Genomic DNA, 20,276 nt, shown 5'->3' on the forward strand with positions numbered 1-20,276 from the left:
TTGGGACGACGGTCGCTTGCTGGGGACCGGTCCATCGTCCCGGCCGTCCGCCGCCCTGTAGTCACCCGCTGTTCCGGTTCCGGGGGGCGACTCCGGTCGGACCGGAAGCCGCCGTCTCATACCTGGGGATGACCGCCGCCCCCGAGGGGGATGACCGCCGACCCCGGGAGCACGCCGTGGAAAACCGTCGAGAACAGGTGGAGCCCCCTCGTTCGGACGGTGAAATTCCGTCATTCCACGTACGCGCGTACCCACGGCGCGTCACGCTATTGGCAAGTGCGGATGGCTCGTTCCGGCGGCTGATGCACCCTCAGACGTCAATAAAATAAGACAACATCGGTCCCACGTTCCGCTGTTCGGGGGATGCATCCCGATAGGCTCGGGACCTCGAAGCGGAGCCCATGGCCTGCCCGGATGGTGGAATGCAGACACGGCGAGCTTAAACCTCGCTGCCCCTCGCGGGCGTACCGGTTCAAGTCCGGTTCCGGGCACCACCCGCGTCCACCGTCACCCCTCGTACACGGTCAGTACGGCGCCGTCGACCTCGATCCGGCGCCCCGCCCGCATCCCGTTGCTACGCAGCGTGCGCAGACAGGCGTGGAACAGGTCCAGTTCGTCCGCGTCCAGGATGGCGGCGGCGAGGTCCACGAGCGCGGCGACCGCCTCCTCGGTGAGCACCTCGGGCAGCTCGCCCGAGAGCAGTACGACCGATTCACCGGCGGGATTCCGGACCACAGCCGTGGCCGGCCCGCCATGCACGAACAGCACATTCCCCCCTGAGAGCCCGGGGTCGTGCGGCTCTCGCTCCTCGGGCAGGACGAGAGACTAGCGGGGGATCTCGGCGGTTTCGGGCGGAGTTGTTTTATTTCCCCGAGATGACGGAAGCGGGCCGTACCGGACACCCGTACGGTCAGTTCTCCGACGTCCGTTGCGCGGAGCGGCCCAGCAGGGACTCCACCAGGGCGGCGACATGGCGGCGGTCGTCGGCCGACAACTGCTGGACGCTGGCGATGAGCAGGTCCACCTCGGGGTCGGCGGAGGGGGCGGCCGGGCCGCCGGCGTCCGGGGCGGACGGGGTGCCGTACACATGGATGCCGCAGGCCTCGGCGGCGGCCCGGCGGATGGTGTCCAACGGCAGCTCGAGGCCCTTGGACAGGCCCTCCAGGGTGGCCGACTGGGGCATGCGGGCGACGCGGTCGGTGGTGGCCAGGTGGTGGACGGTGGAACGCGGGACGCCGCCCCGGCGCGCCACGTCGCCGTAGGACCAGCCCTTGCGGTCCAGGCGCTCCCGGATCAACTGCTGCAGTGCGTTGGCCACTGGTGGGTCACTTCCTGCTCGCCGGAACCGTCCATGTCGGGGCCGATTCTACGGGCGGGTACACGGACCGCCGAAAGGGTGATTCCCGGGGTTTCCCCGAACGGGTTGCGCCGAGGGCCCGCGAGGGCCTAGTGTCCAATCTCGTTGGACAGCCCGTCCGACCAAGTTGGACAGAGTCCGGGGGGAACCTGACTCGGTCCGACCGGAAATGCCCATCCCTGAGGGGGAATTGATCATGATGGATGCAAACGAGCTTGAGGCCGAGTCCGCCGAGCTGCTGCCGGGCCGTGAGGCCCTGGGCCGCCTGAAGTTCAGCTTCGGCAAGACCGTCAACGTCACCAAGCACGTCGCCAACATCTCGGCGCACAACGAGTCCGCCGCGATGAACGACCACTCCTCGTGGTCCGTGGCCGACTCCGGCGCCGCGCAGACCATCAGCGTCACCCAGTAGCGCCCGCGCGCCACCTCGAGCCTCGCTCGCACACCTCGAACCGAACCCGTACGACCCGCAGAACCCGAAAGGACATCCGTCATGAGCATGGACATGAACGAGCTGGAGACCGAGTCGGCCGAGCTGCTGCCGGGCCGTGAGGCCCTGGGCCGCCTGAAGTTCAGCTTCGGCAAGACCGTCAACGTCACCAAGCACGTGGCCAACATCTCGGCGCACAACGAGTCCGCGGCCCTGAACGACCACTCCTCGTGGTCCGACGCCGAGTCCTCGGCCGCCCAGACGATCACCGTCACGCAGTAACCGCGCGCCGCGTACGGCGGCGACGGGGGCGGACCGCGCAGCGCGCGGCGCGGTCCGCCCCCGTCGCCGTCCGGGGGGAACGCGGCCGGGGAAAACGGCCGGGGGGGACATCGGCCGAGGACAGACGGCCGGGGGAGAGCGGCCGGGACGTGGGGAGCACGTGGGGGGAGAACACGCATGACGGTGCTCGGAGACGGGGCCGCCGCGCTGTACGACACGGGGCCGGTCCCCGGGCCGGGCGGCTGGCCGGTGACGTACGAGCAGGTGGCGACGGGCAACCTGCCCCTCGTCGAGCCGCCGCCGGCGCAGGTCCCGCGGCTGAGCGCGGGACTGCGGCTGCACGGCGAGTACCAGGGCTCGGGCTTCACCGAGCCCAAGTACATCGCCCGTCGGGGGGACGGGCAGGTCGTGCAGCTCTCGCGGCTGCTGTATCTGGTGGCGTCGTCCGTCGACGGCGTCCGCGACCTCGACACCATCGCCCATCGCGTCAGCGCGCGATACGGCCGTGAGGTCAGCGGGGACAACATCCGCTACCTGGTCGAGGAGAAGCTCGAACCGCTCGGCGTGACGGTGCCCGAGGGCCAGGAGAGCGACGAGGTCGACGCACCGCGCTCCGACCTGCTGCTCGCCCTCAAGGGCCACCGGGTGATCTTCGACGAGCGGCGCACGGCGGGGATCGCCCGGGCGCTGGCCTGGCTGCACCGGCCGGCCGTGGTCGCGGCCGTACTGCTCGCGGCCGTCGCCATGGACGTCTGGCTGTTCGGCTTCTTCGGGGCGATCGATCCGGTGCTGGAGGTCCTCGACCAGCCGGTACTGATCCTGCTCGTGTTCGTGCTCACCGTGGCCTCGCTCGTCTTCCACGAGTTCGGCCACGCCTCCGCCTGCCGGTACGGCGGGGCCCGGCCCGGGTGCATCGGGTGCGGGCTCTTCCTCATCTGGCCGTCGATGTACACCGACGTCACCGACGTCTACCGGATCGGCCGGGCCGGGCGGCTGCGCACCGACCTGGGCGGGGTGTACTTCAACGTCGTCTTCATGCTGGCCATGGCCGGGGCGTACTTCGCCACCGGGGCGCAGTTCTTCCTGGCCGCGGTCTACCTCGGGCACTTCGAGATCCTGGAGCAGCTGATGCCGGCCGTCCGGCTGGACGGCTACTACATCCTGGGCGACCTCGCCGGGGTGCCCGACCTCTACGGCAAGATCCGGCCGATCCTGCTCGGTCTGGTGCCGGGGAACAGGGGCCGGGTGGCGCGGGCGGAGGTCGCCGCGCTGAAGAAGTCGGCCCGGGCGATCGTCGCCACCTGGGCGCTGACCATGGTGCCGCTGCTGGTCGGCGAGCTGGGGTACGCGCTGTGGAACCTGCCGCGGATCCTCGCCACGATGACCCGGTCGCTGACCGAGCAACTGCTCGGCACCGGCTCGGCGTTCGCGCACGGCCAGGTCGTCGCGGGGCTGGTCGGGGTGATCGGCTGCGTGATGCTGCTGTGCCCGATGGCCGGTGTGGTCTACCTGTCCCTGAAGATGGGCGGCCGCATCCTCCGCGCCGCGAAGCGCTCCACGGCCGGGCGGCCCCGTCTGCGGGTGGCGCTGTGCGTGCTCGCCCTGGCCGGTCTGACCGGGCTCAGCTATGCCTGGGTGTCCGGTCTGACGCCCCGGCCGCTGCCGAAGAAGCCGCCGATCGCGCCCATCCTGCAGCCGGGGGTGTCGACGCAGCAACCCGAGCCGCGGAACGCGTCGACGCCGGGCGGGGACGGCTCCTCCGGCCCCGGAGGTGCGGGTTCCGTGTCGCCGTCGGCGCTGCCCGGGTTCTCCGCGGCGCCGGGCAGGGGGCCGTCGGCCGGGGTCTCGGGCGGTCCGTCCGCCTCGGCACCGGCGTCCGCGTCCGCGCCCGCGTCGGTGAAGCCGACGGGGAGCGCCTCGCGGCAGCCGGCCTCTGCCAGCCAGGGTCCGCCCGCCGGCCCGCCTCCGCCGTCCTCGTCCGGCACCGGCACCGGCACCGGAAGCGGCACGGGCACCGGCCCGGGCCCCGGCCCCGATCCCTCCCCGACCCCGTCGGAGAGCATCCCGGCCTCCCCCTCCGCGAGCCCTCCCCCGCCGCCGGTGAGCCAGTCACCGGCACCGGCGGTGTCCTGAGGCCGTCGCAGTCAGTCGTACCTCATCCATCGAGCACAGGAAGACCTCATGACCCAGCACCGAAAGCCACGCCGTTCCACGGCCACGCCCTTCACCCAACGCGCCGTCCGCATAGGCCTGTTCGCCGCCGGGGTGGCCGGAGTCGCGACCGCCGTGCCGGCCCAGGCGGCCACCGCGCTGCCGCAGACCGCCGCCGTCGTCTCCGACCATGTGTACAGCCACGTCGACCGGGCGCACCACACGCAGGCGCGGGACTCCTTCACCGTCCGCCAGTTCGGGACGGTGAACGCCGCCGCCGCCCGCAACCAGGCCAACGCGGTCTCGGCCGGCTGCTCCGCCGACGACCACTGCCGTTCGGTGGCCCTGTCCTTCCAGATCGTCACGGTCGCCGGTGAGCACACGCACCTCGACGCCGTGAACCTCAGTGACGCCGCCAACAAGAAGTGCACCGGCTGCCAGACCCTGGCCGGCGCCTACCAGTTCGTCGTCTCCACGCGCGTACCGCTCCGGTTCGACGACGCCACCCAGCGCGAACTCGCCGACATCCACCGCCGGCTGGACGGGCTGACCCGCTCCTCGCTGCCCGCCGCCGAGCTGAAGTCCCAGGTGGACGCGCTGGCCGGCGAGGTCACCGGGGTGCTGCGCGACGCCGTCGCCCACGCCCCGAAGAGCACCGGGCAGCCGGACGTCACCCTGCACCGCCAACTGGACGGCTGGCCGGGCCACTGACCGCGCCGTAGCCGTCCCGCACAGCCGACCGCCGTGCCCGCGAACGCCTCCCGCGCGGCACGGCGGCCGGCCGCCGTGCGTTCACCGGCCCATTGACATCACCGGAGCCCGCCCGCAGACTCAGCTCCGAGAAGACAGTGAAAAAAACTTCACTACGCGAACATCGAACACTGTCGAAGCGGAGCGACTGATGCGTACCACCGTCGGCATCATCGGAGCCGGCCCGGCCGGACTCCTCCTCGCGCGGCTGCTGCACACCGCCGGTATCGACTCGGTCGTCCTGGAGAGCCGCGACCGGGCGTACGTCGAGCACCGCCAGCGCGCCGGAATCCTGGAGCAGGGCACGGTGGACGTGCTGCGCGCGGCCGGGGCCGGGGAGCGCATGGACCGCGAGGGGCTGCGGCACGACGGGATCGAGCTGCGGTTCGACCGCCGGCGCCACCGGGTCGACTTCCCCGCCCTCACCGGCGGCCGGTCCGTGACGGTCTACGCCCAGACCGAGGTCTGCAAGGACCTCATCGCCCTCCAGCTCGAGGAGGGCGGCCCGCTGCTGTTCGAGGCGGAGGCGCTGGCCGTCGAGGACGCCGGGACCGGCCGGCCGCGGGTCCCCTTCCGGCACGCGGGGCGCGAGGACGTACTGGAGTGCGAGTACGTCGTCGGGTGCGACGGCTTCTGGGGGGTCTCCCGCGCCGCGCTCCCGGCCGGGTCAGCCCGTGTCTTCGAGCGGTCGTACCCCTTCGGCTGGCTCGGCATCCTCGCCGACGTGCCGCCCTCGCACGACGAACTCGTCTACGCCCGCCACGACCGCGGCTTCGCCCTGCTGTCCATGCGTTCCCCGTCCGTCTCCCGCCTCTACCTCCAGGTCCCCGAGGGCACCGACGCCGATTCCTGGGCGGACGACGAGATCTGGGACGAGCTGGAGCGCCGCTTCGAGACCGACGACGACTGGCGGCTGGAGCGCGGCCCGATCACCCAGAAGTCCGTCACCCCGATGCGCTCCTACGTCCACGAGCCCATGCGGCACGGCCGGCTCTTCCTCGCCGGCGACGCCGCGCACATCGTGCCGCCGACCGGAGCGAAGGGCCTCAACCTCGCGGTCGGCGACGTGGTGACCTTCGCGCGGGCCCTGGCACACGAGAAGGAGACCGGCTCCCCGAGCCTGCTCGACGCCTACTCGGCCACCTGCCTGCGCCGCGTCTGGCAGGCCGAGCGGTTCTCGTACGACATGACGACCCTGCTGCACCGCGCCCCGGACGCCACCGCGTTCGACGACCGCCTCCAGCTCGCCCGCCTCGCCCGGATCGCCTCCTCCCGCGCGGCCGAAACCGACCTCGCCGAGGCATACACCGGCTTCCCGCTGGAGTGAGCCCCTCCATGGCCGGGAATCAGGGTTCCGCGTAGCGTGTTGCGCAGCACGACGGGGAAAAGATCCTCCCCAGGTATTACAGCCATCTTTTGCCAAGCCATTACTCTTGAGCCAAGGCCACGAAGGGTGGCCATGGAGGAGTGCAATGAGGAGCAGCAACCCGGTCTTCTCGCGACGGGGCTTCAGCCGCGACAACGGCTACGCGGGCTTCAACAGCGCGCCGCAGGCCGGGTACGCCCAGGGCAACCCGTACGCCCAGGGCGGCAACCCCTACGCGCAGAACCCGTACGCCCAGAACCCCTACGCGCAGCAGGACGTCCAGCACGGCGCCCCGCCGCAGGCCCCGGTCACCACCGACCGGATGACGATGGACGACGTGGTCGTCCGCTCGGCGATCACGCTGGGTACGGTCGCCGTCGGCGCCGTGCTCGCCTGGGCGCTGCTGCCGGTCTCCGCGACCAGCTACGGCCTGGCCTTCGGCGCCGCGATCATCGCGATGGTCCTGGCGCTCGTCCAGAGCTTCAAGCGGACCCCGTCGCCCGCGCTGATCCTGGGATACGCCGCCTTCGAGGGCGTCTTCCTCGGCGTGATCAGCGAGATGTACAACAGCCGCTGGAGCGGCGCCCCGTTCCAGGCGGTGCTCGGCACCATGGCGGTCTCGGGCGCGACCCTGCTCGTCTACAAGGCCGGCTGGGTGCGCGTCACCGCCCGCTACGCCCGCATCGGCATGTCCATCGCCATCGCGTTCGTGGTGGTGATGGCGGTCAACCTGCTGCTGGTCGCGTTCGGCGTCGCCGAGAACGGCGGGCTGCGCAGCTTCGGTCCGCTCGGTGCGGCCGTCGGTGTCATCGCGATCCTGCTCGGGGCGTTCTTCCTGACCCTCGACTTCAAGCAGATCGAGGACGGCATCGCCTACGGCGCCCCGCGCAACGAGTCCTGGCTGGCCGCGTTCGGTCTCACCATGACCCTGGTGTGGATCTACGTGGAGATGCTGCGGCTGGTGGCGATCTTCAGCAGCAACGACTAGCGACGACCAGCACGGCTGAGTCGGAAGGGCCCCGGTTCCGCCGGGGCCCTTCGGCGTGTTCCGGCGGTGCGCGCTAGAGCAGTTTGCGCGCGGCCCTCCTCAGGTCGTACTCGTGGACGATGGCTTTGGCGTGGCCGTACGCGAGGTCGTACTCGTGCCGGAGCCAGGTGACCTTCTCCTCGAAGCGGGGGAGAGCGGGGCCTTCCTCGACGGTGCGCAACCAGTCGGAGACTTCACGACCGGTGCAGTGGGGGATGCGGGCGAGCATATTGCGATGGGTCTCCTCGGAGAGGACGTGGGACATCGGCGCCTCCGGACGCAAAGGGGATGTAAGCCGGTCCTTCACGTCACGGTGCCTGAGCGTCGGCGTGTTGGCAACAGTCCCGCTGCGGCGCGTTACGCTCACCGCGTGGTGGATACGACGCCTTTGACCCGTGCCGTGGATCACTTCGCCGACCGGCTGCGGGCCGCCCCGCAGAGCCGGCTCCAGCGGGGCGCTGCCGCCGAGGCTCTGGAACTCGCCAGGGAACTGGCGGTGCGCGCCCAGCGGGCCGAGCAGCCGGAGTGTGAGCCGAGGGTGATGCCGGACGCGGGGATGTTCGCCGCCGCCGACCAGATCACCGTGGCCGCCCATGACTTGGCGCTGGTGCTGGGCAGTGACGCCGAGGTCGACGAGGCGGTGGCGCTGGTGGCGGAGGCGCAGAAACGGGCGGCCGTCTGAGGCACTCGGGGAGCGCTCGGGGAGCACTCGGGGAGCACTCGGGGGCATGAGGGCGCCTGCGGCTCCCCGCGCCCCTAGAGGGACGCGATGACCCGGTCCGCCAGGATGTAGACGTTCTCCTCGCCGCAGGCGAACGTCAGGGTGTACGCGCCGGAGACTCCCGAGCCGCCCAGCAGGTAGGGCTTCCGTCCCGCGCGCAGGGCCGCCGCCAGGCGCTCCGCGGTCTCCCGGTGGCCCGGGGTCATGCACAGGGTGGTGCCGTCGGCGAAGACGTAGACGTCGAGGGTGCCGAGCGGTCCGGGGCGGACGTCGGAGAGTTCGACGCGGGCGGACGCCAGCTCGTCCAGCGTGGACACGGTGCGCTCGTGGTCGTTCACCACCGGCGACTGGACCGGTACGAAGTCCGGGTGCGAGGGGTGACGGCGGCGGGCCGCGGCCAGCTCGGGGGACTCCCCGGCGAACTCGTCGGCGTCCGCGGTCGGCTCGGTCACCGGCTCAAGGCCCACGAAGTCGGCCTGCCGGGGCATGAACAGGTCGCCCTCGGAAAGACCCAGCAGCGAGGGGGTGTCGGAGGCGTCGCGGGCCTCCTGGGCCGCCCAGAACGCCCGGGCCTCGGCCAGCTCACGCTCCCGCTCCTCGGCCAGCGCCTCGGCCACGGCGGCGCGTATCTCCTCCGTGTCCGCCGTGCGGGCCGCCGGCAGCAGGGCGCGCGTGGCGGCGGCCTGGCTCTCGGCGAGCTGGGTGTGCAGCTGGGCCACCTGGCGGCGCAGCTGCAGCACGGTGCGCAGGACGGCGACGCCCACGGCGCCCGTGGCGACCGTGGCGAGCAGCAGTGCGATCGGCATGGCGCTCACTGACGTATCTCCCGGTTCAAAGTCGACCCCCGACTTCCTACATCAGCTTGAAGGGCGGACTAACCAGCTGTCAGTGCGTAACGTCACGAAACGGACAGGCCCTTGGCCTTGACGTTCTCATGGATACGACCCTGACCTGCGCGAATACCTCCCCTGAGGGAGATAGGTCACATCCTGGGGGAGATTGGATCACAAATCGGCCCGGCGTTCGGGTTCGTCCCGAACGCCGGGCCAGAGGCTCACGGTTGGTGCTCTTCCGGTCACGTACCGGAGCGTCTGCGCGGGTGGGTCAGCTGAGGCGCTCGATGACCATCGCCATGCCCTGGCCGCCGCCGACGCACATCGTCTCCAGGCCGAACTGCTTGTCGTGGAACTGGAGGGAGTTGATGAGCGTGCCGGTGATGCGGGCGCCGGTCATGCCGAAGGGGTGGCCCACGGCGATGGCGCCGCCGTTGACGTTCAGCTTGTCCAGGTCGATGCCGAGGTCGCGGTAGGAGGGGATCACCTGGGCGGCGAAGGCCTCGTTGATCTCGACCAGGTCGATGTCGTCGATGGTCAGGCCCGCCCGGCGCAGCGCCTGCTGGGAGGCGTCGACCGGACCGAGGCCCATGATCTCGGGGGAGAGGCCGGAGACGCCGGTCGACACGATCCGGGCGAGCGGGGTCAGGCCCAGCTCGCGGGCCTTGGTGTCGCTCATGATGACGACCGCGGCGGCGCCGTCGTTCAGGGGGCAGCAGTTGCCCGCGGTGACCAGGCCGTCGGGGCGGAAGACGGGCTTGAGCCCGGCCACGCCCTCCAGCGTGACGCCGGCGCGCGGGCCGTCGTCCTTGCTGACCACCGTGCCGTCGGGAAGCGTGACCGGGGTGATCTCCCGCTCCCAGAAGCCGTTCTTGATGGCCTCCTCGGCGAGGTTCTGCGAGCGCACGCCGAACTCGTCCATCTCCTGGCGGCTCACGCCCTTCCAGCGGGCGAGGTTCTCCGCGGTCTGCCCCATCGAGATGTAGGCGTCCGGGACCAGGCCGTCCTCGCGCGGGTCGTGCCAGGTCGTGCCCTCCTGCTCGGCGACGGCCGCGGTGCGGGCCTCGGCCTCGGCGAACAGCGGGTTGTGGGTGCCCGGCATGTCGGAGGTGCCGTTGGCGTAGCGGGAGACCATCTCGACACCGGCCGAGATGAAGACGTCGCCCTCGCCGGCCTTGATGGCGTGCAGGGCCATGCGGGAGGTCTGCAGCGAGGAGGAACAGTAGCGGGTGACCGTGCAGCCCGGCAGGTGGTCCATGCCCATCTGTACGGCGACGATGCGGCCGAGGTTGTGGCCCTGCTCGCCGCCGGGCAGACCGCAGCCGAGCATCAGGTCGTCGATGTCCCTCGGGTCCAGCTCGGGGACCTTGGCGAGCGCCGCCTGGATGATGGTCGCGGTCAGGTCGTCGGGGCGCAGGTCCTTGAGGGAACCCTTGCCGGCGCGGCCGATGGGGGAGCGGGCGGTCGAGACGATGACTGCTTCGGGCATCACGGCTCCAGGCGGGAAGCGGCGGCGCGCGGCGCCTCGTCGAGGGGCGGCGGCCGGGCGGCGGGTGGGCGTACGGGTGGCACGAGGCTCGTTGGTTGGGAAGTTACCCGTACGTATGGCCCAGGTCACGGGTGTCGCAGTGTGACCCTGACCGCAGTTTTCTAAGCGCTTGCTTTTCGCGTGGGGCCGGGGGTCGGGGTGGCCTCCGGGACCCGCCGGCGCCGGCGCCGCTTCAGCAGCGCCCAGGGGCCGCGCGGGCCGGTCGCCATGGCCGCGGTGACCTCGGTGCCCGCCTCGGAGGCGGCCTCCGCCGCGGCCCTCGCCACCGGCAGGAAGCCCTCCCGGCGGGTGACGTCCGGCCGCTCCTCCTCCGCCGGCCACAGGCCGAGGGCGGCGCAGACCGTCGGCAGCACCGCCATCGCCGCCGTCGCGTAGCCCTCGGCCGAGGGGTGGTAGTTGTCGGGGCCGAACAGTTCCCTGGGATTCGCCTCGAACTCCGGGCCCAGCAGGTCCCCCAGCGACACCGTCCGGCCGCCCTGTTCGACCGCCCCGATCGTCTGCGCCGCCGCCAGCTGTCGGGAGGTCCGGCGGGCCAGCCATCTCAGCGGCTGCTGCACCGGCTCGATGGTGCCGAGGTCGGGGCAGGTGCCCACGACCACCTCCGCACCGGCCGTGCGCAGCCGCCGTACCGCCGCCGACAGGTGCCGTACCGAGCGGGTCGGCGGCATCCGGTGGGTGACGTCGTTCGCGCCGACGATGATCACGCAGATGTCCGGGACCGGGGCGGAGAGGACCAGCGCCACCTGGCGGTCGAGGTCGTCGGACCGCGCCCCGGGCAGCGCGACGTTACGCAGTTCGACCGGGCGTTCCGCCACCGCCGCGAGCCCCGACGCCAGCAGTGCCCCCGGCGTCTGGCCCGCCCGGTGCACCCCCTGGCCCGCCGCCGTGGAGTCGCCCAGCATCGTCAGCCGCAGCGGGACCTCGCCGGGGACGTCGTACGCGTGGCCGTACACCCCGTCCGCCAGGGGCACCCGCCCGCCGCTTCCGTTGCCCACGTGGCGCCTGGCGATCCGCAGCTCCGCCAGCACCAGACCGACGGCGGCCGCACCGACCAGCCCGGCCCCGCCGCCGCCGTACGCCGCGCCGGCCGCGATGCGCCGGGCCACCCTCGCCCTCGACATCTTCGTCATGCGTCGCCGCCACCTCCTCGTAGCCGTACACACTCCTTGCCCCGTACAGGGCGTGCGTCAATCTCGACGGGCGGTGAACGGCGGCTCCCGGACTGCCGGGGGCTTTACGCTGGCGGGACCACTACGACCACACTTTTTGCAAGCGACCGGAGACAACGGTGCGATTCCACGACTCGATGATCAGTCTCGTCGGCAACACCCCGCTGGTGAGGCTCAACAACGTGACCAAGGGCATCCAGGCGACCGTCCTGGCCAAGGTGGAGTACTTCAACCCGGGCGGTTCCGTGAAGGACCGCATCGCCCTGCGCATGATCGAGGCCGCCGAGCAGAGCGGGGAGCTGAGGCCGGGCGGCACCATCGTCGAGCCGACCAGCGGCAACACGGGCGTGGGACTGGCGATCGTGGCCCAGCAGAAGGGGTACAAGTGCATCTTCGTGTGCCCCGACAAGGTGAGCACCGACAAGATCAACGTGCTGCGCGCGTACGGGGCGGAAGTGGTCGTCTGCCCGACCGCCGTGGACCCCGAGCACCCGGACTCGTACTACAACGTCTCCGACCGACTGGTGCGCGAGACGCCCGGCGCCTGGAAGCCGGACCAGTACTCCAACCCCAACAACCCGCTGTCGCACTATCACTCGACCGGCCCCGAGCTGTGGGAGCAGACCGAGGGGAAGATCACCCATTTCGTGGCGGGCGTGGGCACCGGCGGCACCATCTCCGGCACCGGCCGCTATCTGAAGGACGCCAGCGACGGCCGGGTCAAGGTCGTCGGCGCCGACCCCGAGGGGTCCGTCTACTCCGGCGGCTCCGGCCGGCCCTACCTGGTCGAGGGCGTCGGTGAGGACTTCTGGCCCACCGCCTACGACCGAGGCGTGGCCGACGAGATCGTCGCGGTCTCCGACAAGGACTCCTTCCAGATGACCCGGCGCCTGGCCAAGGAGGAGGGCCTGCTGGTCGGCGGCTCCTGCGGCATGGCCGTCGTGGCGGCGCTGCGGGTCGCCGAGCGGCTCGGCCCGGACGACGTCGTGGTCGTGCTGCTCCCGGACAGCGGGCGCGGCTACCTCAGCAAGATCTTCAACGACGAGTGGATGGCCGACTACGGCTTCCTGGAGGACGAGGGCCCCAGCGCCCGCGTCGGCGACGTCCTCAGCGACAAGGAGGGCGGCCACATCCCCTCCCTGGTGCACATGCACCCCGAGGAGACCGTCGGCCAGGCCATCGAGGTGCTGCGCGAGTACGGCGTCTCGCAGATGCCGGTGGTCAAGCCGGGCGCCGGTCACCCCGACGTGATGGCGGCGGAGGTCATCGGGTCGGTCGTGGAGCGGGAGCTGCTGGACGCGCTGTTCAGCAAGCGGGCCTCGCTGGAGGACCCGCTGGAGAAGCACATGGGCGCGCCGCTTCCCCAGGTCGGCTCCGGCGAACCCGTCGCCGACCTGATGTCCGTGCTCGGTACGGCGGACGCGGCGATCGTCCTCGTCGAGGGCAAGCCCACCGGAGTGATCGGCCGCCAGGACCTGCTGGCCTTCCTGGCCAAGGGCGGAAAGCAGTAGCGAACGTCCGGTGAACCGCGGGTGTCCACGGCGAACTTGCGGTTCCCCACCGAAATGGTGGACTTCGCGGAAGTGGTACGCGTGCGTCACGTGCGCGCAGCACTCGCTTAACACGGGTCCGGCACATTAGTGGGTGTCGGCAGGCGGGAGCGGCTCCCCGCCCGGCCGGCACCCAGCGGCGCCAAGGACCTCCGGAGCGGCTCCCGGACCTCCACGGACGCCATGGACGCGCAAGCCCGGCCCTGACCCGGCCCGCGTCCCTCGCGGGGACCGCCGTCGTCCCGCCCCCCGGCAACGGGGGTGCGGCGGTCCCCGCGCACATCCTTCTCAGCCGCCCGGCAGGGCCGGCGGCGCCCGGCCTACGGCTTCAGCCGCACGGCCTGCGCCACGTTGACGCCGACGATGCCGAGCCAGGCGGCCACGATCCCGGTCATACCGGCGAAGGCCCCGGCGACCGCGGACAGCGGGACCGCCAGCACCAGCGAGACGAGCGCGAAACCGAAGCGCTCCCCCCACGAGTCGCCGCCCGCCCCGCCCTTGGCGCCGCGGGCGAGAACCATCTGCTGCTCGGCGAGCTGCCGCCGCACCCTCCGGTCCACCGCGCTGTCGATGCGCTGGTCGACCTTCTCCAGGAAGGATTCGACCAGCGCCGACTCGTACTCCTCGCCGAGTTCCCCGCGAGCCCGCAAGGTGGCGTCGAGTTCCTTCTTCAGGTCGGCGTCCCGCGCGTCTGTTCCACTCATGGGGGTCACGTTAGGGAACGGACGCGCCCGCCGCACTGGGGATAGCCCCCCTGTGGTGGTCAGGGCAGCAGGGAGACGAGCCCGGTGCCGAGGTCGAGGCGGGCGGCCGTGACCTCGGCCGAGGTGAAGGAGGGGTCGGCGCGGATCGCGTCCCGGACCCAGGCGGTGTGGGCCCGCATGGTGTGCTCGGCCCAGTCGCCGGCCAGTGCCCGGGTGCGGCGGGCGGCCGGCGCGATCTCGTCGACCAGCAGTTGCAGGTGGCCCGGCACCGGCGCCCCGGTCCGCAGGTGCTCCAGGGTGGCGGCGACCGCCCCGCAGTGCTCGTGGCCGAGCACCAGCACCAGCGGGACGCGCAGTTCCTGCACGCCGTACTGGACGGAGCCGAGCACCGCCTCGTCGAGCACCTGGCCGGCCGTCCTCGTGCACAGCAGGTCCCCGAGCGCCTGGTCGAAGACCAGCTCGGGCGGCACCCGGGAGTCGACACAGCCGACGATCACCGCGAACGGGTGCCGTGGGCCGGACAGGTGGCCGCGCCCGGCGCTCTCGTCCGGGCGCCGGGGGCGTCCGGTGGCGTAGCGCCGGTTGCCCTCGACCAGCGCGTCCAGGGCGGCGCGGGCCGTCCGGGGGAGGACTGGGCGGCGCTCGGCGGCCGGAACGGGGGCGGTGGCCGGTGCTCCGGCGGCGGTGGCCGTCAGGAAGGCCCTGCGGTGGGAGACCATGAGCTTCCTCGGGTGTCGTGCCTGCAGCCTGTTCACCGTACGCACGCGATCACTCACCGAGCGTGCGTGTTTAACGACACTTGGCTGATCCCTTGCTCGTCCTGTATGACCTCATGCAGAGTTCTTGATGTCTGAATAGAGGTGGTCGGGGAGTACGTACTGTCCGGCGTGTCGACAAGTTGAGCGACAGTGGAGCGACGAGTTGAGGGGGAGCAGGACATGAGTGTCACGGACAGCCCTGCGACACGGTTGCAGGCGCTCTTCGAGGGGCACCGGCTCACGCCCACCCAGCGGCGCATCGCGCACAGCATGGTGCGCCGGGCCGCCGACGTGCCGTTCCTGTCCAGCGTGGAACTGGCCGAGCTGGCCGGGGTCAGCCAGCCCTCCGTGACCCGCTTCGCTGTCGCCCTCGGCTTCGACGGCTATCCCGCGCTGCGCAGGCACCTGCGCGAGGTCGTGCCCGCCGAACCGGCCGAGGGCGCCGCGTCCTACAACGAGTACCAGCAGGCCGTCGAGGCCGAGATCGAGAACCTGCGGCACCTGGCGCAGGCGCTGGCCGACCCGCGCCCGGTGCGCAAGGCCGGCCGGATCCTGGCCGCCTCCCGCCCGCTGCCGGTGCTCGGCCTGCGCGCCGCCGCCTCGCAGGCCTACGGCTTCGCCTACTTCGCCGCCAAGGTCCACCCGGACGTCCGGCTGCTCGACGAGGGCGGCACGATGATCCAGGACCGTATCGACGCGGCCGTCCGGGCCGGCGCCTCGGCCCTGCTGTGCTTCGCGCTGCCCCGGCACCCGCGCGAGGTCGTCGACACCCTCGGCTACGCCAAGCGGGCCGGCCTGACCGTCGTCACCGTCGCCGACTCCGCGTTCGCACCGGTCGCCAAGTGCTCCGACCTGCTGCTGCCGGCGGCCGTCGGCACGGGCCTCGCCTTCGACACCGCGTGCGCGCCCATGCTGCTCGGCCGGGTCCTGCTGGAAGCCATCTGCGACGACCTGCCCGACGCCCAGGCCCGCCTGGAGGAGTTCGACGCCGGGGCGGCGGCCCGGGGGCTGTTCGTGGAGTGAGCCGGTGCGCCGTGAGCCGGTGCGCCGTGAGCCCGCGTGTCGGGGCGCGGTTCTCAGACGCGTCTCACTTTCGCTCGCTAACCTGCCCGGCCGACGGGACTTCGCCGCACGACGAGGAGGCGGGAGCGTGGCACGCGGAGGACAGGGGCTGGCCCGGGTGGCCGTCGTCGTACGAGCCGGGGCGGCCCCCCTGTGGTGGTGCGGGGTGTTCGCGGCCGGTATCGGTGTGTCGCCGCCGGGTCTGACCGGACGGCGGATCGGAGTGCTGGCCGGTGCCGCGCTGTTCGTCGTCGCGGCCGCCGTGGTGGCCTGCGCCCACCGTGGGCGGTACGGGGCGCTGGCCCGTTCGGCCGCCCGCGCCGGCAAGCACGACGTGCTCCAGGACCGGGCGGTGTCCGTGCGCAACTGGCGCCGGGGGCACCGCTGGTGGCTGCTGCTCGCCTTCGCCGTGGCGCTCGCCACCTCCTTCGCCGTGCCCGCCGCCGGTGGCCTGCTGCTCGCCGGGACCGGCGCCGGGCTGCGGCTGAAGGCCGCCTGGCTGGGGCGGCTGGAGCGGGCCGGGAAGACCCTGCTGTGGGTGCGGGTGGACTGGCTGGACCGGCGCGGCGGCCGGCCGGCGGGCAAGGCCGTCGGGGCTTTCCGGGGCACGGGCATCGCGGCGGGCGACGCGGCCCCCGGAGGGGCCCGCCGCCGCACCGCCGCGCTCGTGTGAGCCCGGGTCAGACCTCCAGGTCCGCCTCGATCCGCTTCAGCTGGTGCCGGGCCATCGCCAGATTGGCCCGGGCGGCGTCCAGCACCAGGTAGAGGAAGAGGCCGTTGCCGCCCCGGCCCTTGAGCAGCCGGATCAGGTGGTACTGGTCGGAGAGCGTGATCAGGATGTCCTCGATCTCGGCCTTCAGGCCGAGGTGCTCCATGGTGCGCATCTTGGCGCGGATCACGTCGGTGTTGCCGGCGGCGGCCACGTTGAGGTCGAAGGTCTTGCTGCCGCCCATCGTGCCCAGCGCCATACCGCTGGTGTAGTCGACGAGCGCGACGCCGGTGGCGCCCTCGATGGAGGTCAGCGCCTCTTTCAGTGCGGTCTCGGTGTTGGCCATGGTTGCTGGGGTTCCTTTCGGCTGATCAACTGTCGGTTGCGGTGCGCGCGTCGGTGGTGGCTGTGGGAGCCCCCGTGGCGTCGCGTACCTCAAGGGCGGTGCGTGCCTCGGTGGCGGTGGTGGTGCGCGACGCGCGCGGGGTTCTCGGGGTCCGTGCGGCGGTCGTGCGGGCGGCCGGGCGTGCGGCCCGGGCGGCGGCCTCGGCGGCGTCGACCAGCTCCCCGACGCGGGCGCCGGAGCGGCGGCCCTCCAGGTGCAGCCGGCCGACGTTGACCCGGTCCTGGGCGAGCAGCGTCAGGACGGCGGTACGGCCCGCCGCGTAGGTGGCGACGTAACCGCGCTCGCCGCGCACCAGCAGTTCCCGGAAGCCGCCCTGCCCGGTGGCGTCCGCGACCCGTACGGCGACGCCGAGCGCGGCGGCGGTGAGCGCCGCCAGGCCGTCCGGGTCGACCCCCGGGGTGTCCTGGGCGATGACGAGGCCGTCGACGCCCGCCGCGAGGGCGCCGGTGAGCTGGGGGACCCGGGTCCTGAGCCGGCGCAGCTCTTCGAGAACCTCCTGGATCTGGGACTCGGCCACCATCAGCTGTCTCCTCTCGGCGGGGCGGTGCCGTTCAAAGCGCCTCCAGCGCATCCCTGAGCCTCTTCAGCAGCGCGATGTCGGGGTCGGTGACCTTGAGCGGGGGCGGCGGGACGGGCCGGGCCATCGCCGCCGGGGCGATGAGTCCGGCCGCCGCCAGCCGTCGTACGTCCACCAGCGTGTGGAAGGCCTGCCGGCCCAGGTTCCGCGCTATCTCGGGGGCGGTGCGGACGCCGTCCACCCGGTCGAGGACGGCCCGCTGGCGGGGCGTGAGGGGCGGGGCCGCCACCGGGTCGGCCCGGATCAGCGGGGCGCTGTCGGTCCCCGGGTCCGGCCACAGGCGGTGCAGCAGCGCCCGGCGGCGCAGGGTCTCGCGCTCCAGCGCGGTGACCGGGACCGGGCGCAGCGGGGCCGTGGGCGGTGCGGCGCCGTAGCGGAACCGGCCGGGGGTGCTGCTGGGCGCGAGGGCGAAGTACCCGGCGTCGTACAGCGCGTCCAGGTGGCACAACTCCAGGGCGCCCCTGGTCAGCAGGCCGTTGTGGAGCAGCAGACGGGCGGTGTCCGGCGGCTCGCCGCCCCCTTCGGCGGCCCGCCGCCACACGGCCGGGTCGAGGGTGCCGTGGGCCGTGAGGAGCACGTCGAGACCGGGGGCGTGGGGGCTCTCGGCATGCACCACCCCGCCGTCGGCGAGGTGGAGGACGCCGTGCTCGCGGACCAGGACGCCGGTGGCCCGCTCCTCGGCGAGCCGGGTCAGCATCGGCGAGAGCGCGCTCTCCGCCCGGTGGCGCCCGGCCGCCTTGTCCCGGACCGGCAGCGGCGGCGGAGGTGTCCCGACCACGGTCATCCCAGCACCAGCCGGGCGGCCATCTCGCCGAGCCGGATCCGGGCGAGGGCGAGGTTGCCGTCCTCGCGGCTGAGCCAGAGGTGCAGGAAGACGCTGCTGTCGAAGGTGGTGTCCACGAACCGCAGCAGGTGGTAGCTGTCCCGGTTGCTGACGATCAGGTCCTCCACCGGCGGCGGCCCGCCCGGCTCCTCCCCGACGCCGCTGGTGAACGCCCCGTGCTCGGCGGCCATCCGGGCCAGTTCGGCGGCCTCGGCGGCGGTGGTCTCGTGGTCACCGCCGGGGGCCTCCCCGACCGTGCCCAGAGCCAGTCCGCTCGTCCAGTCCACCAGCGCCGCTCCCCGGGCACCGGGCAGGCGCATCGCTTCCAGTAAGCACTCGTCGATTCCGGGCACCGTGGCTCCCCTCCCGCCTGGGACTCCGGCTGAGTGACGCCGACACTACGCAACGTGTGCGTGACAGGTGGGGCTTCTGGCATTTTCCAGTGGAACATGCGTCCGGCGGACTAGTGTGGGTCAACTTGGCTGTCTTTCCGTCCAGTTGATCCAGATGCCCACCGGAGCGCGTCAACGGCTCCCGGGCGTGCTCAGCGTGGTGAGCGACGAGGCGTGCGCCCCGCCCGATTCGGCCACCACCTCCCGCACCGTCTGCGCCTCACGCACCACCGCGAACTCCACACCCCCCGAACCGTCGGCCACGAAGCCGTGGACGGCGGGCCGGACGAGGGAGTTGTAGGCGTAGTGGTGGGCGAAGTAGTACGCGCCGGTGTCCAGCGCCGCCGCGTAGTCGCCCGGCTCCAGCGGCGGCAGCGAGCGGCCCTCGGCCAGCAGGTCGCCCGCGAAACAGGCCGGACCGGCCACGTCCTGCACCACCTCGGGTCCCGTTCTGGGCCGCCCCTTCGCGTCGTACGCGGCGATCCTCAGCGGCCACGCCCCCGGCGCGTACACCGTCCGGGTCGCCACCTGCACGCCCGCGTGCGTCACCGCGATCCGCCGCCCGCCGGCGCTCTTCACGTACTCCACCCGGGCCACCACCGTCCCGTGCTTGGCCAGCAGCGACCGCCCGAACTCGGTCACCAGCCCGTACCGCCCGGCGAACAGCCCCGGCACCGCGTCCGCCAGCAGCCGCGCGTACTGCGCGTAGGTCGGCGCCGTCACCTCCGACGTGAAGTTGACCGGCAGTCCGCCGCCGATGTCGAGGGTGTCGATCTGCGGGCGCCCGATCCGCGTGTTGATCTCCTCGGCGAGCGCGTACGTCTCCGCCACCCCCCGCGCCAGCAGCGCCGGCGGGATGCCCTGCGAGCCGGTGTGGGCATGCAGCCGGGTCAGCCACGGACGCTCCGCGAACGCCCGCACGACCCACTCCCGGGCCCCCTCGTCGCGCAGCGCCACCCCGAACTTCGAGGTCGGGGTCGCCGTCGAGGTCGCCCCGATGGTGCCCCCGCCGACCTGCGGATTGACCCGCAGCCCCAGCGGCGAACGGCGGGGCGCCGACCGCACCAGGGCGTCGATCCGCTCCAGCTCCCGCGGATTGTCCGCGTTGACGGCGATGCCCAGCGCCAGCGCCTCGCGCAGCTCCTCCTCGGTCTTGGCGGGCGAGTCGAGCACCGTGCGGGACGGCGCCACCCCCGCCGCCCGGGCCAGCGCCAGCTCGCCCGGGCTGGCCACCTCGGCGCCGATGCCCGCCCGGTCCAGCAGCCGCAGCACCGGCACCAGCGGCGTCGCCTTCACCGCGAAGGCGTGCAGCACCGGCGTCCCCGGCGTCGTCACCGCGTCGAACGCCGCCCGCAGCGCCGCCGCCGACTCGCGGATGCCGGTCACGTCCAGCAGCCCCACGACGGCCGTGCCGGGCCCCAGCAGGCCCCGCTCGACCGCCGCGCGCACCGCGTGGTCACGCCGGGCGGCCCGCGCCCTCGCCGCACTCTCGGCGTCGTACGCCGCGTTCTCCATGGCGTCCCCCTCCTGCCCTCTCGAAGGTGTCCGTTCGAAGGTGTCCGTGTCCGTCCCCGGTGCTTCCAGCCAAACACTCGTATCCCGGCGAGGCGGCCGCCGCGCCCTATTGACTAGTTCTATTCAGGGAGCGACTATGTGAATA

General features: G+C 72.6%; 23 protein-coding genes and 1 tRNA gene. 11 read left to right on the forward strand and 13 right to left on the reverse strand.

Annotated features, from left to right (window positions below; translation table 11 throughout):
* Positions 1-408: 408 nt before the first annotated feature.
* Positions 409-494 (forward strand) — tRNA-Leu (locus ACFYMM_RS30230).
* Positions 495-507: 13 nt separating this feature from the next.
* On the opposite strand, the gene ACFYMM_RS30235 is transcribed toward ACFYMM_RS30230, so the two are convergent.
* Together ACFYMM_RS30235 and ACFYMM_RS30240 are read right to left on the reverse strand one after the other, a co-directional pair.
* Positions 508-768, reverse strand: coding sequence for a hypothetical protein (locus ACFYMM_RS30235; protein WP_388392031.1), 261 nt, complete (start codon positions 766-768; stop codon positions 508-510).
* Between the two features lie 142 nt (positions 769-910).
* Entirely contained in the window at positions 911-1,318 is a 408-nt protein-coding gene (locus ACFYMM_RS30240) for a transcriptional regulator (protein ID WP_388392033.1), read from the reverse strand.
* 235 nt (positions 1,319-1,553) lie between these two features.
* Here ACFYMM_RS30240 and ACFYMM_RS30245 point away from each other — a divergent pair, with 235 nt between their 5' ends.
* The 6 genes from ACFYMM_RS30245 to ACFYMM_RS30270 all read left to right on the forward strand — a co-directional run bounded on the left by ACFYMM_RS30245 (position 1,554) and on the right by ACFYMM_RS30270 (position 7,324).
* On the forward strand, positions 1,554-1,769 hold the full coding sequence (locus tag ACFYMM_RS30245) for a hypothetical protein (protein WP_388392035.1): 216 nt from the start codon (positions 1,554-1,556) through the stop codon (positions 1,767-1,769).
* A gap of 81 nt (positions 1,770-1,850) precedes the next feature.
* A complete protein-coding gene (locus ACFYMM_RS30250) occupies positions 1,851-2,069 on the forward strand; it encodes a hypothetical protein (RefSeq protein WP_388392037.1) in 219 nt (72 codons plus the stop codon).
* A 177-nt stretch (positions 2,070-2,246) separates the two neighbouring features.
* Positions 2,247-4,202: a hypothetical protein gene (locus ACFYMM_RS30255; RefSeq protein WP_388392038.1), complete on the forward strand. Its 1,956-nt coding sequence runs from the start codon at positions 2,247-2,249 to the stop codon at positions 4,200-4,202.
* Positions 4,203-4,250: 48 nt separating this feature from the next.
* Positions 4,251-4,931, forward strand: coding sequence for a hypothetical protein (locus ACFYMM_RS30260; protein WP_388392040.1), 681 nt, complete (start codon positions 4,251-4,253; stop codon positions 4,929-4,931).
* A gap of 190 nt (positions 4,932-5,121) precedes the next feature.
* A complete protein-coding gene (locus ACFYMM_RS30265; RefSeq protein WP_388392042.1) occupies positions 5,122-6,297 on the forward strand; it encodes a 4-hydroxybenzoate 3-monooxygenase in 1,176 nt (391 codons plus the stop codon).
* A 145-nt stretch (positions 6,298-6,442) separates the two neighbouring features.
* Positions 6,443-7,324 (forward strand): Bax inhibitor-1/YccA family protein, encoded by an 882-nt coding sequence (locus ACFYMM_RS30270; protein WP_388392044.1) that lies wholly within the window; start codon positions 6,443-6,445, stop codon positions 7,322-7,324.
* A gap of 73 nt (positions 7,325-7,397) precedes the next feature.
* Here ACFYMM_RS30270 and ACFYMM_RS30275 read toward each other — a convergent pair whose 3' ends face one another.
* A complete protein-coding gene (locus ACFYMM_RS30275) occupies positions 7,398-7,628 on the reverse strand; it encodes a DUF4287 domain-containing protein (RefSeq protein ID WP_388392046.1) in 231 nt (76 codons plus the stop codon).
* A 105-nt stretch (positions 7,629-7,733) separates the two neighbouring features.
* Here ACFYMM_RS30275 and ACFYMM_RS30280 point away from each other — a divergent pair, with 105 nt between their 5' ends.
* Positions 7,734-8,045 (forward strand): hypothetical protein, encoded by a 312-nt coding sequence (locus tag ACFYMM_RS30280; RefSeq protein WP_388392048.1) that lies wholly within the window; start codon positions 7,734-7,736, stop codon positions 8,043-8,045.
* Positions 8,046-8,119: 74 nt separating this feature from the next.
* On the opposite strand, the gene ACFYMM_RS30285 is transcribed toward ACFYMM_RS30280, so the two are convergent.
* The 3 genes from ACFYMM_RS30285 to ACFYMM_RS30295 form a co-directional block, all read right to left on the reverse strand.
* On the reverse strand, positions 8,120-8,899 hold the full coding sequence (locus ACFYMM_RS30285) for a hypothetical protein (RefSeq protein ID WP_388392049.1): 780 nt from the start codon (positions 8,897-8,899) through the stop codon (positions 8,120-8,122).
* A gap of 289 nt (positions 8,900-9,188) precedes the next feature.
* The gene (locus tag ACFYMM_RS30290) at positions 9,189-10,406 is read right to left on the reverse strand and encodes an acetyl-CoA C-acetyltransferase (RefSeq protein ID WP_388392051.1); all 1,218 of its coding nucleotides are present in this window, start codon (positions 10,404-10,406) and stop codon (positions 9,189-9,191) included.
* A gap of 161 nt (positions 10,407-10,567) precedes the next feature.
* Positions 10,568-11,596: an SGNH/GDSL hydrolase family protein gene (locus ACFYMM_RS30295; protein ID WP_388392053.1), complete on the reverse strand. Its 1,029-nt coding sequence runs from the start codon at positions 11,594-11,596 to the stop codon at positions 10,568-10,570.
* A 158-nt stretch (positions 11,597-11,754) separates the two neighbouring features.
* Between ACFYMM_RS30295 and ACFYMM_RS30300 the strand changes: the two genes are divergently transcribed.
* Positions 11,755-13,146 carry a cystathionine beta-synthase gene (locus ACFYMM_RS30300; protein WP_388392055.1) on the forward strand — a complete coding sequence of 464 codons (1,392 nt, stop codon included), beginning with the start codon at positions 11,755-11,757 and terminating at the stop codon, positions 13,144-13,146.
* Positions 13,147-13,505: 359 nt separating this feature from the next.
* On the opposite strand, the gene ACFYMM_RS30305 is transcribed toward ACFYMM_RS30300, so the two are convergent.
* Both ACFYMM_RS30305 and ACFYMM_RS30310 read right to left on the reverse strand, forming a co-directional pair.
* Entirely contained in the window at positions 13,506-13,889 is a 384-nt protein-coding gene (locus ACFYMM_RS30305; RefSeq protein ID WP_388392057.1) for a hypothetical protein, read from the reverse strand.
* A 59-nt stretch (positions 13,890-13,948) separates the two neighbouring features.
* Complete coding sequence (locus ACFYMM_RS30310; RefSeq protein WP_388392059.1) at positions 13,949-14,665, reverse strand: carbonic anhydrase; 717 nt, start codon at positions 14,663-14,665, stop codon at positions 13,949-13,951.
* A gap of 162 nt (positions 14,666-14,827) precedes the next feature.
* Here ACFYMM_RS30310 and ACFYMM_RS30315 point away from each other — a divergent pair, with 162 nt between their 5' ends.
* The gene (locus tag ACFYMM_RS30315) at positions 14,828-15,670 is read left to right on the forward strand and encodes a MurR/RpiR family transcriptional regulator (RefSeq protein WP_388392061.1); all 843 of its coding nucleotides are present in this window, start codon (positions 14,828-14,830) and stop codon (positions 15,668-15,670) included.
* A 127-nt stretch (positions 15,671-15,797) separates the two neighbouring features.
* Positions 15,798-16,382 (forward strand): hypothetical protein, encoded by a 585-nt coding sequence (locus ACFYMM_RS30320; RefSeq protein WP_388392063.1) that lies wholly within the window; start codon positions 15,798-15,800, stop codon positions 16,380-16,382.
* Between the two features lie 7 nt (positions 16,383-16,389).
* Here ACFYMM_RS30320 and ACFYMM_RS30325 read toward each other — a convergent pair whose 3' ends face one another.
* From ACFYMM_RS30325 to ACFYMM_RS30345, 5 genes are all read right to left on the reverse strand, one after another.
* Positions 16,390-16,764: a hypothetical protein gene (locus tag ACFYMM_RS30325; RefSeq protein ID WP_388392065.1), complete on the reverse strand. Its 375-nt coding sequence runs from the start codon at positions 16,762-16,764 to the stop codon at positions 16,390-16,392.
* Between the two features lie 25 nt (positions 16,765-16,789).
* Complete coding sequence (locus tag ACFYMM_RS30330; RefSeq protein WP_388392067.1) at positions 16,790-17,344, reverse strand: roadblock/LC7 domain-containing protein; 555 nt, start codon at positions 17,342-17,344, stop codon at positions 16,790-16,792.
* A 31-nt stretch (positions 17,345-17,375) separates the two neighbouring features.
* Complete coding sequence (locus tag ACFYMM_RS30335; RefSeq protein ID WP_388392069.1) at positions 17,376-18,185, reverse strand: transcriptional regulator; 810 nt, start codon at positions 18,183-18,185, stop codon at positions 17,376-17,378.
* Positions 18,182-18,577 carry a hypothetical protein gene (locus ACFYMM_RS30340; RefSeq protein ID WP_388392071.1) on the reverse strand — a complete coding sequence of 132 codons (396 nt, stop codon included), beginning with the start codon at positions 18,575-18,577 and terminating at the stop codon, positions 18,182-18,184. The genes ACFYMM_RS30335 and ACFYMM_RS30340 overlap by 4 nt, the downstream gene beginning before the upstream one ends.
* A 171-nt stretch (positions 18,578-18,748) precedes the next feature.
* On the reverse strand, positions 18,749-20,131 hold the full coding sequence (locus tag ACFYMM_RS30345) for a diaminopimelate decarboxylase (protein ID WP_388392073.1): 1,383 nt from the start codon (positions 20,129-20,131) through the stop codon (positions 18,749-18,751).
* Positions 20,132-20,276: the final 145 nt, after the last annotated feature.

This window comes from Streptomyces sp. NPDC006739, from assembly GCF_042869815.1.
In the GTDB taxonomy this organism is placed as follows: domain Bacteria; phylum Actinomycetota; class Actinomycetes; order Streptomycetales; family Streptomycetaceae; genus Streptomyces.

What these genes read in the sequence shown, in the direction of transcription:
- ACFYMM_RS30275 (WP_388392046.1), bottom strand. Translation starts at nt 7,628, where the DNA reads ATGTCCCACGTCCTCTCCGAGGAGACCCATCGCAATATGCTCGCCCGC.
- ACFYMM_RS30330 (WP_388392067.1), bottom strand. Translation starts at nt 17,344, where the DNA reads ATGGTGGCCGAGTCCCAGATCCAGGAGGTTCTCGAAGAGCTGCGCCGG.
- ACFYMM_RS30290 (WP_388392051.1), bottom strand. Translation starts at nt 10,406, where the DNA reads ATGCCCGAAGCAGTCATCGTCTCGACCGCCCGCTCCCCCATCGGCCGC.
- ACFYMM_RS30325 (WP_388392065.1), bottom strand. Translation starts at nt 16,764, where the DNA reads ATGGCCAACACCGAGACCGCACTGAAAGAGGCGCTGACCTCCATCGAG.
- ACFYMM_RS30295 (WP_388392053.1), bottom strand. Translation starts at nt 11,596, where the DNA reads ATGACGAAGATGTCGAGGGCGAGGGTGGCCCGGCGCATCGCGGCCGGC.
- ACFYMM_RS30335 (WP_388392069.1), bottom strand. Translation starts at nt 18,185, where the DNA reads ATGACCGTGGTCGGGACACCTCCGCCGCCGCTGCCGGTCCGGGACAAG.
- ACFYMM_RS30315 (WP_388392061.1), top strand. Translation starts at nt 14,828, where the DNA reads ATGAGTGTCACGGACAGCCCTGCGACACGGTTGCAGGCGCTCTTCGAG.
- ACFYMM_RS30345 (WP_388392073.1), bottom strand. Translation starts at nt 20,131, where the DNA reads ATGGAGAACGCGGCGTACGACGCCGAGAGTGCGGCGAGGGCGCGGGCC.
- ACFYMM_RS30270 (WP_388392044.1), top strand. Translation starts at nt 6,443, where the DNA reads ATGAGGAGCAGCAACCCGGTCTTCTCGCGACGGGGCTTCAGCCGCGAC.
- ACFYMM_RS30260 (WP_388392040.1), top strand. Translation starts at nt 4,251, where the DNA reads ATGACCCAGCACCGAAAGCCACGCCGTTCCACGGCCACGCCCTTCACC.
- ACFYMM_RS30265 (WP_388392042.1), top strand. Translation starts at nt 5,122, where the DNA reads ATGCGTACCACCGTCGGCATCATCGGAGCCGGCCCGGCCGGACTCCTC.
- ACFYMM_RS30245 (WP_388392035.1), top strand. Translation starts at nt 1,554, where the DNA reads ATGATGGATGCAAACGAGCTTGAGGCCGAGTCCGCCGAGCTGCTGCCG.
- ACFYMM_RS30250 (WP_388392037.1), top strand. Translation starts at nt 1,851, where the DNA reads ATGAGCATGGACATGAACGAGCTGGAGACCGAGTCGGCCGAGCTGCTG.
- ACFYMM_RS30255 (WP_388392038.1), top strand. Translation starts at nt 2,247, where the DNA reads ATGACGGTGCTCGGAGACGGGGCCGCCGCGCTGTACGACACGGGGCCG.
- ACFYMM_RS30305 (WP_388392057.1), bottom strand. Translation starts at nt 13,889, where the DNA reads ATGAGTGGAACAGACGCGCGGGACGCCGACCTGAAGAAGGAACTCGAC.